Below are 14,319 nucleotides of genomic sequence, written 5' to 3'. Positions count from 1 at the left end.
GCTCGTGGCCTGGAACGTGCTCTTGTCTCCTCAGACGCGGGTGTCTCCGAGAGGAGTGCCGTCGCGACTCAGGAGGGTTGTCTACCTATGGACTGAGGCAAGCAGACGCTGGCGGCGCAAGTGCCCTAAGCAATTCTGCGGGGGTACTCAGACAGAACAGCGAGATTGCGCTAATTTGTCGTTCAGGTCGCGCACGCCAGGGCGGAACGCAAGGCGATCAAACCTCGGTTACCCATGAAACACAGCGAGCCACATCCGCCCACACGCGTAATATTGGCGGAGCACGTTGACGAATTCTGGTTCTCAGGCGAGGTTGTGAGTTCGCGTGAATGGTGCCACGCGCAAACACGGAGACTTCGGCGTTAGCGCGCCGAAGTCTCCTGGTTCCGTCGCTCGAATCGACGAAAGGACTGCACATGACTGCCACATCCAAGATGCGACCAGGAAGGGTCGACATCACGAATCTGTACCGCGCATGGTGCACCAGTTTCTTGTGCTGCGCAAGGGAGACTGATCTGTACCGTGTACGGTACGAGAAGCGAAGGGGGGCGAACGAATGAGCCGCCCGTTTACTCTCTGCGTTCGCTGCGGATTCTGCACGACTACACCCTCACACCTTAGTGGTCGTCGGTGCGATGCCCTAGTGTTTGTCGCGTCCATGGAACGCGACGGATTCGTCCGAGTCGAACGACCCTGGAAGCAGTGCTACGTAAAGCTAGGCATTCCCTTGATCCACGGCCCTATCTCTGCTGACCGAACGGGAAACTGGGTCGCTGGGTCGTTCGAAAATGCTCTCGCTCAATACCGGCGGAATCCCAATTTTCGGAAGATGCCACTCATTCTCCAAGCAGAAATCACTTGGCGACTGACCTATGGCACGCCGCCGCCTGCTCTGCTGCATCTACCTCGAGCGGCCTGATTTAACGAGGAACGGCACACTGCTGCGTGCCGTTCCCCTGATGGAACAGCCGCGCCACGATGTCGGTGGCGCGGCGCGTTGATCAGGCCGGCAACCCAAACGGGAGGAACTGCTGCACTCGGGAGTGCCGCTCAATATCGGCCTCCGTCACGAGACGCTGCACCTCGCTGTCACTGAGACCCACTCGCTCGGCAATCAACTCCATGTTCAGGTCAGGCTCGCGCACGTACAACTCCACCGCGCGTCGCGCCTTCCATGCGGAGAACTCTTTCGACGTCATCCCAAGCTCCGGCCGCTCCGGGCCCAGGGCGAAGGGGCCCGTGTGCTTTTGTCGCATGGGCACGTCTCCGTGCTGCTTCTTCCATTCGCGCTTCTGCTTGTTGGCCTCGCGCCGGTAGGCCTTCCAGTACGTCCTCTCGCACTTGGGGCAGCGCTTGGGCACCTTGCCGACCTTCTTCACCGACACCAGGGTGGGACAGTCGGCGCACTTCGCCTGCGTAGGACGTGGGGGCCTGTTGCAGCTCATGGCTTCTCTCCCTTCGGGTAGGTGTTGGGGACGGCACGGGACAACAGCGAGCGAGCCGCGCCGCGGGGCTTCTCGGCGCGCTCGGTGAGGGCGGAGCGGCGGACTTCCCCGCGCACCGCAGCGAGGGCCTCCTCGGGCGTCGTCACCACCGCCACGACGAGGCCGGCCGCGCGCACGCGGGCGTGCAACTCCACCTGGGCGCGCTGCATGCGGCCGCGCTCGGACTTCACCTCGAGCAGCACCACTTGCCCGCGGCGCACGCACAGCAAGTCGGGGAAGCCCGGGGCGGACACCTTCTCCACCGTCCACCCGGCGAGTTGCAGGGCCTGCACCACGGCGGGCTCGGCCTTGTCGCGTTGGGCGGCCCACCTCATGGCGCCCTCCGGCGGGCAGTACCCACGGCCCGCGCGAGGCCCACGAGGCTGGCGAGCACGCCCCCGGCAGCGGCCGTGGCACCCAGCTTCCGCGGCGCGCCGAGCGTGGCGAAGCCGAAGAGCACGTGGGCGAGGAGAAAGAGGCACTGCTGGCCCGGCGTCATGGCCCCACCTCCCCCGGCAGCACGTACCGCACGCCCGCGAGGCCCAGCACCCCCACGCAGCGAGCGAGCAGCTCGCCGTAGTGCTCGGCCATCCACCCACGCGCGAAGCTGTCCCGGGCCTCCAGCACCAGGTGGCCCTCGTCCACGCTCCGGGCGCGCAGCTGCTCCAGCCACTGCAGCGCGTAGTGCTTCCCCTCCGCACGTAGGGCGGCGAGCACCTCGCTCCAGGCCTGGCCCGCCGGGGTGTCGGAGCCCGCGGCCGGTGGGGGCGCCTCGACGGCGGGTGGTGCTCCCGCGTCCTCGGGGTCCACCGACCAGTCCCCCGCGAGGAGCTTCTCGGCGGGCTCGTAGTTGTCCCGCGTCTTGCCAGCGAGCAGCCACAGCAGGCTCGCGCGGCGGCCGCTGGACAGCTCTCCGCGGCACACCGGCGAGCGGGGCACGAGGGCGAAGACGCGGCGCCACTCCTCGAGCGGCCGCCGCGCCAGGGCGGCCTGGGCGTCCTCCAGCAGGCGCGCCGAGGTGCGCGCGGGCCAGGGGATGAAGCTCTTCGTGCCGCACAGGCTGTCCCAGGCCTCGCGCAGGGCCTGCACCTCGGGCGGCAGCTTGGGGGGTGGCTTCGCCTCGCGGGACTCGCGCGCCGCGGTGGCGACGAGCGCGAGCGTGCCCCGGACGGGCTTCTCGTCCGTCACGCTCGCCGTCACGCGTGACGAGGAAGGAGGAGGAGTAGTTATTACTTCTTCCTCCTCCTCCTGCGTCACGCTGGCCGTCACGCTGGCCTGGCGAAGCCGGTAAGCCCTTGCTCTCTCTCGGTTTTGTGCCTTCCGGTGTTGCTCCGGGGTGGGGCCCGTCACGCTGGCCGTCACGCTGGCCTGGCGAAGCCGGTAAGCCCTTGCTCTCTCTCGGTTTTGTGCCTTCCGGCGCTGCTCCGGGGTGGGGCCCGTCACGCTGCCCGTCACGCCCAGCGTGACGCCGTCACGCTGGGCGTCACGCGCCCCGTCACGCTCGCTCGGGGCCTGGGCGAGGCGCAGCACGGGGGCGGAGGTGGGCGCCGGACTAGGTGCAGTCTCCGGGAGGGGCTCGGCGGCGGGCGCGGCGAAGCGGCCCGCCAGCAGGGCGAAGGCCTCCCGGAAGCCCTCCACCTTCCCCTCGGCCCGCTCCGCGCGCAGGCGCTCGGCCTCCAGGCTCGCGCGGAGCCGGGAGAGGGCGTCGCCCATGGTGGAGTCGGCGACGCAGCTCATGTGGGCCTCGCGCATTCGTGAGGGACGACGCCCGGGCACCAGGTGAAGTAGTCCTGGCAGTCCGGGCAGAGGTAGCCCTTGAGGCCCGTCACCGGGCACATGGCCTCGGGGCTGCGCGGGTAGCGCTTGTACTTCTCCGCGAGCTTGAAGAGACGCTGCTGGCTCTCCTGGTAGCGGCGCTGCAGCTCGGCCAGCGGATCGGGCTCGGTCGGCGGAGCGGGTGCCACCCAGAATGTCCCGGAGGCGGGCTCGACGCGCGTCACCACGACAGGGCCCAGCACCTTTCGAGGGGCTGGAGGGTGCTCGCGCGCCTCCGCAGCCAGACGCGCGCCAAGCAGCTCGTCCAATTCCGCCGCCATGTGCCCCGCGCGCTCCTCGTGCAGCGCCTCTTGCCGGGCTTCGGCCTCGAGGTGCGCGCGCGCCGTCCGGGCCACCTTGAAGGCACGCCCCACCTCGTGGCGCAGCTCCGCTCCGGGCTCCCAGCAGGGGGCGCTCGCCTGGGCCCAGGGAATGGGGTGGAGGACGAGGGCGTCCTCCACCCGCAGCAGGGCGGCGCCGTGGAACCACGGCGTCATGGCCCCGCCCTGTCCCGCGGAGGGGAAGCACGGCCGCGCCACGCGCACCACGGAGACGACGGCCTGGCGCACCGCGCGCAGGGGGTGCTCGGGCACATCCACACCCGCCTGCCGCGCGAGCGCGAAGGCCCGGGCGTCCTCCGGGGCGTCGGTGACGTGGAGCGCCACGTACTCCGCCCAGAGGTAGCGCTCGCTCTGGGGCAGGCAGAGCGCCGGACACAGCCCCAGCGCGAGCAGCACGTGCCAGGGGGCGGGGACACTCACCACCACCAACCGGCGCACGTCCACGCGGGGAGGCGCGGGCCGGAGCGGCTTCGGCGGGCGCTTCTTGCGTGGCCGCTGGCACACCACGGCCACCGCGCCGTCTTCTTGAGGGAGCCGCGCGCAGCTCATGGCTTCGCCTCGTCGACGAAGCCGCAGTGGATGAGCGCCTCGGCCTGGGCAATCCGGTACGTGAGCTCGGGGTACAGGTGGGCGTCCGGGTCCACCTTGGCCGGCGTTGCCACCACGAATTTCCCGTCCTGCAGGTGGAAGTAGCCCGTTGTCTCGCGCATCTCCGTGCGCTCGGTGGGCAGGGTGAAGCGGAACCACGGCCGCTCCTTGCTGTCGTCCACCTTGGCCTCCAGTTGCCATCCCTCGGACAGGGCGTAGCGGCTGGGGCCTTCTTCCGGGTACTCCGAGAGGTACAGGCACAGCCCGGGGACCTGGCCGGCCCGGCAGGACTGGACGAGCGGCTCCACCACGGACGGCTGGTGCTCTGCCCACCATGCCCTCAACCGGAGCTCCTCGCTCAACTCCGCGCCCTCCGCACGGCCGGAGATTCGGTGTCCGGGCTCGAGGTCGCCCGTGGTGCTCCACCACATCGCCGACACGCGCTCGCCCGTGGTGTCATTCACCAGCCAGAGGCGGATGACACGCACGTTCCCAGTGCGCTCGGGCAGCTCCACCCGCCACGCTCCCAGGTCCGTGCGCTCGGGGGCAGTCGCGGTCGCCACCTCGGCCTGCGCGGGCAACGGGGCGCCGGAGCTCGGCGCGGACGTGGCTGTGGACGCCGCGCTCGGCGCCTGATGGGGATGATCGGCGAGCACGCGCGCCACCGTCTCCAGCACGCGCTGCGGCACGCCGTGCTCATCGTCCGCGGGCCAGACACCCGTCTTGCGCGCCTCCACCACCACATCCATCTGCAGGTGGTGGCGCAGGAGGGTGCCGCTCTGCGCGCGGAGAGGACCGTGGCGAACGTTGTAGGGGTCCTTTGCGTGGAAGAGCCAGAAGACGCGGACACCGCAGTGCTCTCCCCAGCACAATTCCCAGTCCCACACGCGGTGGAGCTGGAAGGCCTTGCACCGGCAGGGCTTGCCCTCGCGCCTGGCCGTGCAGCGCTTCTTCGGGTGGTCCGCCAGCGAGTCGCCGCAGGTGCAGCACGGCACCGCCGGGGCGGGCACCGCGTCCTCCTCCATGACAGCCACGGGCGCCGGGGGCTCCACGGGAGGCGCCTCCACCTTCACCGTGCGCGCGGATTCCGCCGGGGGCAGGCGCTTCTCTCCCGTCTCCGCCGGGGTGACGGGCGCCTTGCGCGGGCGGCCCCGCTTCTTCGGCGCGGCGGCCGGCTGCTGCTCCTGGACCACCGGGGCGGCGGGGGCCTTCCGCGGGCGACCGCGCTTCTTGGGCGCGCTCGCCTCCAGCGCCAGGCTCTGCTGCTGGGGCGCGTCGGGATTCTCCCCCGTGGTGGCCGCGGCCATGGAGCGGGTGAGCAACAGGCGCAGGCGCTCTTCCTGCTGCGCGAGGGCCTGGAGGAAGCGCTCGCGCAGCAGAGGGACATCCGCGAGCTCGCGCTCGGCCTCCAGGGCCTTCGTGAAGTGCTGCTGGCGCTGCTCGGCGGTGAGACGCGGGGTGGCCGTGGACATGGAGGGCTCGGTGGCGGCGCCCTGGGGGCCCGCCGGAAAGGAGGAGGTGGAGTGGGTGGTGGGGGCGGTGAGCCGCGCGAGGCGCTGCTTGAGCCAGCCGAGGCGCTCGCCCTGGCCGAGGCCCGCCAGGGGCTCGTCGAGCACCCACCCCTCGGGGAGGTGGTGCCGGAGCGCCTGCGCGTACGCCTGACCCGCGTACACGGTGAGGTGGGCCGGGGTGTTGTGCTCGTCGTCCCGGAGGTTGCGGATGACGTCGAGCCCCCAGTTGGAGCTGCACTTCGGCGAGGCACCGTCCAGGGTGGCCTCGTAGGGCTCGAGCACCTCGTCCAGGTCCACGAGGCCGTGCTTGGCACTGAGGATCCAGACGTCACCGCCGAACTCGGCTTCGGCGGCGGCCAGGGAGGCGCGGAAGAGCGGGCCCGTGTAGAGCTGGCGCGCCTTGGTGGCCTGGGATGCCTTGGCCTTGCCGCACCCCACGAGCGCGATGCGCCGGAGGGTGCTCATGACGCACCTTCCGACGTGTCATCCCCGGGCTTCGTCTTCCTCTTCGAGCCGGCCTTCTTGGCGGAGAGCGCTTCCAGCCGCTTCTTCGCGTCGTGCTCGTTCTCCCGGTGCTTTGACTCTCGCCAGGAGCGCTGCTCGCTCGTCTCGAACGGACGAGGCACATCCGCGCGGACGCGGAACTTGACGATCGCCGACACCTGTCGCCGGTCGATGCGGAATTGCTGGGCAATCCCAACGGCGGTGGAGCCCGATGCCTTGAAGGCGCGAATGGACTGCACCTCCTCGACGCTCAAGTCCTTGGGCGTGCGCTCGGCGATGTTGGCGCGTGCCTCCTGCTGGAATTCATGAAGGGAAGGGACCCGCTCGGGCCCTGGCTGCTTCTTCGGGGCGGCCTTAGCCACGGGCCACCTCCTGCTCGCGCGGAGCCAGCGCGCCACGAAGGCCCTCGACGGCGCCGTGCAGCTCGCTCAACTGTCCGTCCTGCAACTCGGGCGTGGTGGGCCGGTCCACCACCTCCATCACCTGGCGCACGGCGGCGAGCAGCTCGGCACCGCTGGACGTGGACACCTCCGGCGCCGAGGCCAGGAAGCGCGCCACCGTCTCCAGGGCGTCCTTCAAGCGCGTGCCCGAGTGGCCCGCGCGGCCGCAGTGGAAGAGCAGCTCCAGCATGCCCCGCTCGCGCTGGACGCGCGCGAGCAGCAGCGCGCTGTCCGCCCGGGCGGTGTCCCGCTCCACGCCCACCTGCTGGAGGTTGAGCAACTGGCGGCGGTACGCCGAGAGCAACTCCCTCAAGGAGGACAGGGCGTCGGGCCCGTCCTCCGCGGGCATGTCGCGCAGGAGGAACTCCTTGCGGATGGCGTCCAGCTGCGCCCGGGCGGTGTCCCGCTCCTGCTCCACCCGCACCAGCTTCTGCTCGGCCTCCCGCAGGGCCTCGCGCGCGTCCGCGAGCTCGCGGGCCGTGGCGTCCACTTGGTCCCCCAGGCGCTCGGCGTCCGCGCGGAGCTGCTTGAGCTCCAGCCCGTGGGCTCCATGGAGGTGCGCGTCCGGGTAGACGGTGTACGTGCGCACGTCCACCACCGGCTTCTTCGGCAGGGGGCAGCTCATGACGCCTCCCCCGCGAGCCCCTTGAGGATGCGCAGTTCGGTGGCGTCATCGAGCGGGTGCACGGACACAACCCGCGCCCGCGTGCAGAGCCAGAAGACGCCCGGGTTGTCGGCGTCCTCCAGGGGCGCTTCGGGCAGGACGCGGTAGACGCAGCCCTTGTCCGGGTGCAGGGCGGCGACCACCTCCGCCATCTCGTACCGGTCGGTGACGTAGACCCTGTCCTGCCGCGGGCCGCCGGGGAGCAGCCCGACCTGGCCGGAGTCGGGGTCGAGCAGGGGCGGTGCGCCAGTGACAGACGGCGGGAGGACGTCACCGCCGACGTTCAGACCCGCCGGACCGCCGTACCAGTACGCCCGGGCGGGCGCAGGCGGGGTGGTGGAGCAACCCGCAGCCCTCGTCAGGCCTGGAGCGGTCGCACGACGCGGACTTGCAACTGACTGATGGGGGAGTGCCGGAATGTCATCCCCGGCGGAATCCCTCGTGATTTCCCGAGAGATTCCGCCGGGTTGACTGTGTGCGCGATGCTGGAGTCGAACCAGCGGCCTTTGGCTTCGGAGGCCAACGCTCTATCCAGCTGAGCTAATCGCGCGAACCACTCCTCCGACGTGGGCGGGTAAGTAGCCGACTTCCTCGACCGACGCAAGCACGCATTCGGGCACGGGCGCGCGGAGCGGCGACGACTCGGCGCGCGGCGGGCCAACTGTCCACCCGGAGATACATGTCCGGGCTCGGGCCCTCGGAACGGTCCGTGGGTCATGCGACCCGCTCGGGGGCGACTCGCGACCCGCTCGGGGGCGACTCAGGTGTCCAGGGACTGGAGCAGCAGCGACAACTGGTCCCGGCTCGCGCCCTTGGGCAGGTAGTAGTGCGGTCCCGAGCGGAGGGCCCCGCCCACGTCCTGCACCGCCGCGCCCGTCAGCAGGACCACGCGGGGAGGATCCCCGCGCGGCATCCGCTCCAAGACCTCGAGGCCATTCATTCCCGGCATGTTCAGGTCCAGGAGCATCACGCCGTAGCGCTGTCGCGCCAGCGAATCGAGGGCCTCCTGGCCATTGGCCGCCTCGATGGCCTCGTAGCCCAGCTCCTCCAGGCACAGCCGGAGGAACTCGCGCCAATCCGCGTCGTCATCGACGACCAGTACCTTGCGTGCGTCCCCGGCGGAAACCATCGGTTCCAAATGTCCTCCCAGTGCCAGTGGGAAAACCCCGCGGACACCGCGGGGCATTCTCCCGTGCCCGCTCGTGGGGCCGGACAGCAGGGGAGCAAGCAGTCGCTTCTAGAGCAGGGCGCCCGACAGCTGCGCGGCGAGGTACTGCAACGCGGGCAGGACATTGGCCCCGGCGCTGTGGGGCCGGGGCTGCACGCGGGCCTGGCGCCAGAGGGGCTCGCCCATGAGCCGACCCCCGGCATGGGAGAAGACGCGGAAGCGGCCCAGCTCGACGGAGCTGCCCGAATTGTAGATGCGCAGGGCGCGGCCCCGGGGCCGCCCCAGGTCGATCTCGCGCGGCACGTGCCGGTGGCCGTGGAGGATGAGATCGCACCGGCCCTGGATGCGCTGGACGAGCTCCGCGCCCAGGGCGAGCTCCGCGGCGTGGGGCCAGCCCAGGCGCGTCGCCAGACGCTCCGGGAAGCTCTCCTCGGGCAGGGGCAGGACGTGGTGGTGCAGCAGCACGGCCGTCAGCGCGCCCAGGGGCGCGGCGCTCAGGGCGCTGTCCACGGCGTCCAGCACGCCGGGGGTCAGCACCCCATGGCAGGCGAAGTAGTCGCGGTTGTGCGGTCCCGTGGAGTCCACGCACACCAGGTACAGCCCTTCATGCGCCTCCACCCGGACCTTCTGGCCGTTCATCCATGCGCGGCCCGCGTCCTCGCCCGTGCGGTCGTGGTTGCCGGGGACGAAGGTGAGCCGTCCCGCGTCGAGCAGGGGCGCGAAGAGCTCGCGGAAGCGCTGGTATTCGCGTCGGCCGCCCTGGTGGGTCAGGTCTCCCGTCACCACCACATGGTCCACGCGGCCGGTGAGCAGGCTCTCCACCAGCGCCTGGGCGGTGGCGTCGCTGCTGGGGGACAGGTCCAGGTGCAGATCCGACAGGTGCGCCAGGGTTCGCAGGTGCATGGGAGGGAAGTACCCCGGGCCTGAAACACCCTCATGTCCCGTGGGTGAAGCTTCCGGGATCGCCCCGTGACTTCGCGGTGAAGCGCTCAGCCCGCCAGCAGCTGCTCGGCGCGCGAGGTCTCGACGTGGACCGCGGGCCGGGGCAGGACGTGCACCGGGGCCGCGGGCGCCACGAGCCTCGAGCCGGCGCGCACCCGCAGCGAGCGGCCCCGCCAGTTGACCGAGCGGGCCCCGAGTCCATGGGCCCACGCCACGAAGAGCAGCGCGTCCTTGAGCAGCACCGCGGGCAGCGTCATCCAGGGCGTCTTCAGGCCCGGCCGCATGGCGCGAAAGACGAGCACGTCATGCAGGACCTTCACCCCCGCCACGGTGCCCGCCAGCCCGAGCGTCCAGGCCGAGGGGGAGAGCACCGCGCCCAGCAGCGCCCAGGGCAGGGGGTTGAGCGTGGACTGGGCCAGGTAGAGCGGCGTGGGGATGCAGGTGTGATGGATGATGCTCCAGCGCACGTAGCGCTGGAAGAACGTCTGGACGCTCTTCTTCTGGGACACGTTGTAGACGGGGGCGCGCGCCACCACGGCCCTCAGGCCCATGCGCCGCGTCACCCACTGGCCGATGACGAAGTCCTCCGCGAGCACGTTGCGCACGGCGTAGAAGCCGTCCAGGCCCTCCACCACCTCGCGGCGCAGCGCCATGGACTTGCCCACCACGAGATCCTGGCCCGCGATGCGCTTGGCGGCGATCTGCCCCGCGGCCGCCGTGGTGCACAGGTACAGGTTGTCCATCAACGAGCCGAGCGACGCCTCGCCCACGCCGCTCACCGGGTGCGACACGCAGCCCACCGAGGGATCCTCGAAAGCGCGGGAGAGCTCCTCCAGGTAGCCCGGTCCCACGCGCGTGTTGGAGTCGCTGATGAGCAGCACGTCGTAGCGCGCCGCGGCCGCCAGGGTGATGAGCTGGTTCACCTTGGGGTTGAGGCCCGGCTCGCCGTGCTGCATCTCCAGTCGCATCACGTCCGGCCAGCGTGCCACCGCGGCCAGCGCCACGGGATAGGCGGGATCCCGCGTGTCCTTCACGCCGAGGATGACCTCGTAGACGGGGTAGCCGAGCGTGGCGAAGCACTCGAGGTTGGCCTCCAGGTCATCGTCCACGCCGCACAGGGGCTTGAGGATGGAGATGCCCGAGCGGCGCGGCTCGGGAGGGGAGGGCAGGGGAGGGGCGTCGTCCCAGGCGTGGCGCAGCACGCAGACGAGCTGCACGCAGAGGGCGAGGGTGCCGAAGGTGGCCGCGGCGAGGAGGGCGAGGCTGAGCGTGTGGAGCGTGAGCACGGACGTTCTCCTGGACGGAGGAGATCGCGGGAGAGGCGCGACCTGTCCAGGGACGCTACGGGGCCCAGATGAAGGCTTCGTGAAGCCTCCGTGACGACGGGGAAATACATGCGGGGGCCACCCGCCCCGCGCTCACGTGCCCGAGGGCAGGTTGCGGCTGCGCGGGTGGCGGATGTCCGTGCCGCGCACCATGTAGATGACCATCTCCGCCACGTTGGTGGCGTGATCCCCGATGCGCTCGAGGTGCTTGGCGATGAACATCAACGCCGTGGCGCGGCGGATGTTCTTCGAGTCCTCCATCATGTAGCTGAGCAGCTCGTTGAAGATCTTCAGGTAGAGGGCATCCAGGTGATCGTCCGCCTTGAGCACCTCCTCGGCCTTGGTCGTGTTCGCCGAGACGAAGGCGTCCAGGGCCTTCTTCACCTGCTGCAGGGCGAGCTCGGCGAGCCGGGGCGTGTCCACGTAGGGCTTGAGCGGCGGGGCGGCGTTGAGATCCTTGGCCCGCTCGGCGATGTTCACCGCCAGGTCCCCGATGCGCTCCAGGTCGGTGACGATCTTCAGGGCCGTGGTGATGAGGCGCAGGTCGCTCGCGGCCGGCTGGCGCAGCGCGAGGATGCGGCGACATGCCTCGTCGATGTCCACCTCCAGGCGGTTGACCTCCTTGTCCCCCTGGGCGACCTCCTCGGCCAGCGACGTGTCCCGCTCGGTGAGCGCGCGCATGCTGTCGGCGATGAGCGCCTCCACCTTGGCGCCCATGGCCAGGAGCTTCTCGCGCAAGTCGCGCAGATCCGCCTCGAACGCCTTGTCCGTATGCACTGACGGCATGTGCCCGCCTCTTTTCCCGCTCAGCCGAACTTCCCGGTGACGTAGTCCTCGGTGCGCTTCTCACGCGGGTTGGTGAAGATGCTCTCCGTGGGCCCGCATTCCACCAGCTCTCCCATGTAGAAGAAAGCGGTGCGCTCGCTCACCCGCGCCGCCTGCTGCATGTTGTGGGTGACGATGGCGATGGTGTAGCGCGCCTTGAGCTCGTAGATGAGCTCCTCGATCTTCGCGGTGGCGATGGGATCCAGCGCGCTCGCGGGCTCGTCCATGAGCAGCACCTCGGGCTCGATGGCCAGGGCGCGCGCGATGCACAGGCGCTGCTGCTGGCCGCCGGACAGGCCCAGGGCGCTGTCCCCGAGGCGATCCTTCACCTCGTCCCAGAGCGCCGCGCCCCGGAGGGACTTCTCCACCCGCGCGGCCAGCTCCGCCTTGTCCTTCATCCCGCCCACGCGCAGGCCATAGGCCACGTTCTCGAAGATGCTCTTGGGGAACGGGTTGGACTTCTGGAAGACCATGCCCACGCGGCGGCGCAGGTCCACCACGTCCACGTTGCGGTCATGGATGCTCGTGCCCTCCAGGAGCACGGTGCCCTCGTGGCTGGTGCCGGGGATGAGATCGTTCATCCGGTTGAGCGAGCGCAGGAAGGTGGACTTGCCGCAGCCCGAGGGGCCGATGAGCGCCGTCACCTGGTGCTCGGGCAGGGTGAGGTTCACCGACTTGACGGCCACCTTGTTGCCATAGCGCAGGGTGAGCGCGCGGGACTCCATCTTGATGCGCGCGGGAGACGACGGGGACGAGGGCATGGCGGACGGGACTCAGTGGGCCGCGGCGGCGCGCCGGCGGGTGCGGGCGCGGATGAGCACCGCGACGAGGTTGAGGGCGAAGGTCAGCACGAGCAGCACCAGCACGGTGCCGTAGAGCAGGGGCCGGGTGGCCTCCACGTCGGGCGACTGGGTGGCCAGCACGTAGGAGTGGTAGCCCAGGTGCATGAACTGCGAGTTGAGCGCCTGGGGCAGTTCCGGCAGGAAGTAGGCCGCGCCGGTGAAGAGGATGGGGGCCACCTCGCCCGCGCCGCGCGACACCGCCAGCACCGCCCCCGTGAGGATGCCCGGCAGCGCGCCCGGCAGCACGACCCGCGCGAGCGTCTGGCTCTGCGTGGCCCCGAGGGCGAGGCTCGCCGTGCGCTGCTCCAGGGGCACCGCGCGCAGCGCCTCCTCCGTGGACACGATGACCACGGGCAGGGTGAGCACCGCCAGCGTGAGCGCCGCCCAGAGGATGCCGGGCTGGGCCCAGTGCAGCTCCTGGTAGCCGAGCAGCCGATCGAGGTTGCCGCCCACGAAGTGGATGAAGAAGCCCACGCCGAACAGGCCGAAGACGATGGAGGGCACGCCCGCCAGGTTGATGATGGCCACGCGCACCGCGCGCGCCAGCAGCGAGCCCGGCGGTGCGTACTCGTGCAGGTACACCGCCGTGAGCACGCCCACCGGCATCACCGCGAGCGTCATGAGCAGCGTGAGCGCCGCCGTGCCGTAGAGGGCGGGGAAGATGCCGCCGGCCATCATGCCGTCCGAGGGCGGCTCGGTGAGGAAGCGCCAGGAGATCATCCCGAGGCCGCCGCGCACGATGTCCAGGATGATGACGGCCAGCAGCGCCACGATGAGCAGCGCGGCGAGGCCGGTGAGGGACGTGAGCGCTCCACCCACGCCCCGGCGCCAGGCGGGGCTCATGCGCCCGCTCCCGACAGCCGCTTGAGGACCCGCCGGGTCCACGTACTGGCCACCATGTTGATGAGGAAGGTGAAGAAGAAGAGCTCCACGCCGATGAAGAAGAGCAGGGCGTAGTGGGGGCTGCCCGACACCACCTCGCCCATCTCCGCGGCGATGGTGGCCGACAGCGTGCGCACCGAGTCCGTGAGGGACGCGGACACGATGGCCGCGTTGCCCGAGGCCATCAGGACGATCATCGTCTCGCCGATGGCCCGGCCGAAGCCCAGCACGCACGCGGCGAGGATGCCCGGGGCGGCCGCGGGCAGCACCACCTTCCAGGCCGTCTCCCAGGGCGTGGCGCCGAGCGCCAGCGACGCCTCGCGGTAGCTGCGCGGCACCGCCGTGAGCGCGTCCTCGGACACGGTGAAGATGACGGGCACGATGGCGAGCGACAGGCCCAGCCCCGCCACCAGGGCGTTGAGCCGCGAGCCCAGCCCGAGCGTGTCCTGCAGGAAGCTGGCGAACACCATGAGCGCCACGAAGCCGAGCACCACCGAGGGGATGCCGGCGAGCATCTCGATGGTGGGCTTGAGCACCTCGCGCAGGCGCCGGGGCGCGAACTCGGCCGCGAACAGCGCCCCCGCCACGCCCAGCGGCACCGCCACCAGCATGGACACCATCGTCGTCTTGAGCGTGCCGATGAAGAGCGGAATCATGCTCACCTTGGGCACGGAGGACACCGGCTGCCACACGAAGGCGGTGGGCTTGCCCGCGCGCACCACCTGCGGCAGGAACATCTTCGACGGGCTCGCCTCGTGGCGGGCCTCGGCGTCCAGGAAGAGCGTGAGCGCCTCCCGGGCCACGAAGACGAGGATGAGCACCAGCGCCGCGATGCCCGTGAAGGCCATGGCCGTGATCACCCCGGCGATGGCCTTCTCGCGCAGCTGCCTGCGCCGGGCCGCCGAGGAGAGTCTCGGCGCCACCGCCGCCGGTCCCACGAATCCCTGACCCTGCATGCTGACCTGTCTATCCATCTTCGCCTCGGGAC

15 protein-coding genes and 1 tRNA gene are annotated in these 14,319 nt (G+C 70.6%); all 16 read right to left on the bottom strand.

Translation table 11 applies throughout. The features are described from left to right. Window positions 1-1,001 precede the first annotated feature (1,001 nt). Window positions 1,002-1,445, bottom strand: a complete 444-nt coding sequence (locus tag I3V78_RS29140; protein WP_204492345.1) for a hypothetical protein — start codon at window positions 1,443-1,445, stop codon at window positions 1,002-1,004. After that, the gene (locus I3V78_RS29135) at window positions 1,442-1,819 is read right to left on the bottom strand and encodes a VRR-NUC domain-containing protein (protein ID WP_204492343.1); all 378 of its coding nucleotides are present in this window, start codon (window positions 1,817-1,819) and stop codon (window positions 1,442-1,444) included. Before I3V78_RS29135 ends, I3V78_RS29140 begins: the two co-directional genes overlap by 4 nt. Window positions 1,820-1,979: 160 nt before the next feature. After that, window positions 1,980-3,221 carry a DnaA N-terminal domain-containing protein gene (locus I3V78_RS29130; protein WP_204492341.1) on the bottom strand — a complete coding sequence of 414 codons (1,242 nt, stop codon included), beginning with the start codon at window positions 3,219-3,221 and terminating at the stop codon, window positions 1,980-1,982. Continuing rightward, complete coding sequence (locus I3V78_RS29125) at window positions 3,218-4,189, bottom strand: hypothetical protein (protein ID WP_204492338.1); 972 nt, start codon at window positions 4,187-4,189, stop codon at window positions 3,218-3,220. The genes I3V78_RS29130 and I3V78_RS29125 overlap by 4 nt, the downstream gene beginning before the upstream one ends. Further along, window positions 4,186-6,204 (bottom strand): DUF6884 domain-containing protein, encoded by a 2,019-nt coding sequence (locus I3V78_RS29120; RefSeq protein WP_204492336.1) that lies wholly within the window; start codon window positions 6,202-6,204, stop codon window positions 4,186-4,188. The genes I3V78_RS29125 and I3V78_RS29120 overlap by 4 nt, the downstream gene beginning before the upstream one ends. Then, complete coding sequence (locus tag I3V78_RS29115; protein WP_204492334.1) at window positions 6,201-6,605, bottom strand: hypothetical protein; 405 nt, start codon at window positions 6,603-6,605, stop codon at window positions 6,201-6,203. The genes I3V78_RS29120 and I3V78_RS29115 overlap by 4 nt, the downstream gene beginning before the upstream one ends. Next, window positions 6,598-7,308, bottom strand: coding sequence for a hypothetical protein (locus I3V78_RS29110; protein WP_204492331.1), 711 nt, complete (start codon window positions 7,306-7,308; stop codon window positions 6,598-6,600). The genes I3V78_RS29115 and I3V78_RS29110 overlap by 8 nt, the downstream gene beginning before the upstream one ends. Beyond that, complete coding sequence (locus tag I3V78_RS29105; RefSeq protein ID WP_204492329.1) at window positions 7,305-7,499, bottom strand: hypothetical protein; 195 nt, start codon at window positions 7,497-7,499, stop codon at window positions 7,305-7,307. The genes I3V78_RS29110 and I3V78_RS29105 overlap by 4 nt, the downstream gene beginning before the upstream one ends. Before the next feature lie 324 nt (window positions 7,500-7,823). After that, a tRNA-Arg gene (locus I3V78_RS29100) sits at window positions 7,824-7,897 on the bottom strand. A gap of 210 nt (window positions 7,898-8,107) precedes the next feature. Beyond that, on the bottom strand, window positions 8,108-8,476 hold the full coding sequence (locus tag I3V78_RS29095) for a response regulator (RefSeq protein ID WP_204492326.1): 369 nt from the start codon (window positions 8,474-8,476) through the stop codon (window positions 8,108-8,110). A gap of 108 nt (window positions 8,477-8,584) precedes the next feature. After that, the gene (locus tag I3V78_RS29090; RefSeq protein WP_204492324.1) at window positions 8,585-9,418 is read right to left on the bottom strand and encodes a metallophosphoesterase family protein; all 834 of its coding nucleotides are present in this window, start codon (window positions 9,416-9,418) and stop codon (window positions 8,585-8,587) included. A gap of 86 nt (window positions 9,419-9,504) precedes the next feature. After that, entirely contained in the window at window positions 9,505-10,743 is a 1,239-nt protein-coding gene (locus tag I3V78_RS29085) for a glycosyltransferase (RefSeq protein ID WP_204492322.1), read from the bottom strand. Between the two features lie 132 nt (window positions 10,744-10,875). Continuing rightward, window positions 10,876-11,568, bottom strand: coding sequence for a phosphate signaling complex protein PhoU (gene phoU / locus I3V78_RS29080; RefSeq protein WP_204492319.1), 693 nt, complete (start codon window positions 11,566-11,568; stop codon window positions 10,876-10,878). Window positions 11,569-11,588: 20 nt separating this feature from the next. Next, the gene (gene pstB, locus I3V78_RS29075) at window positions 11,589-12,332 is read right to left on the bottom strand and encodes a phosphate ABC transporter ATP-binding protein PstB (protein WP_204496831.1); all 744 of its coding nucleotides are present in this window, start codon (window positions 12,330-12,332) and stop codon (window positions 11,589-11,591) included. A 48-nt stretch (window positions 12,333-12,380) separates the two neighbouring features. Further along, window positions 12,381-13,292, bottom strand: coding sequence for a phosphate ABC transporter permease PstA (pstA, locus tag I3V78_RS29070; RefSeq protein ID WP_204492317.1), 912 nt, complete (start codon window positions 13,290-13,292; stop codon window positions 12,381-12,383). After that, window positions 13,289-14,287, bottom strand: a complete 999-nt coding sequence (pstC, locus tag I3V78_RS29065; RefSeq protein WP_239576714.1) for a phosphate ABC transporter permease subunit PstC — start codon at window positions 14,285-14,287, stop codon at window positions 13,289-13,291. The genes pstA and pstC overlap by 4 nt, the downstream gene beginning before the upstream one ends. Window positions 14,288-14,319 lie beyond the last annotated feature (32 nt).

Origin of the sequence: Archangium primigenium (genome assembly GCF_016904885.1) — a bacterium.
In the GTDB taxonomy this organism is placed as follows: domain Bacteria; phylum Myxococcota; class Myxococcia; order Myxococcales; family Myxococcaceae; genus Cystobacter; species Cystobacter primigenius.
This window is presented reverse-complemented; position numbering and strand designations above follow the sequence as displayed.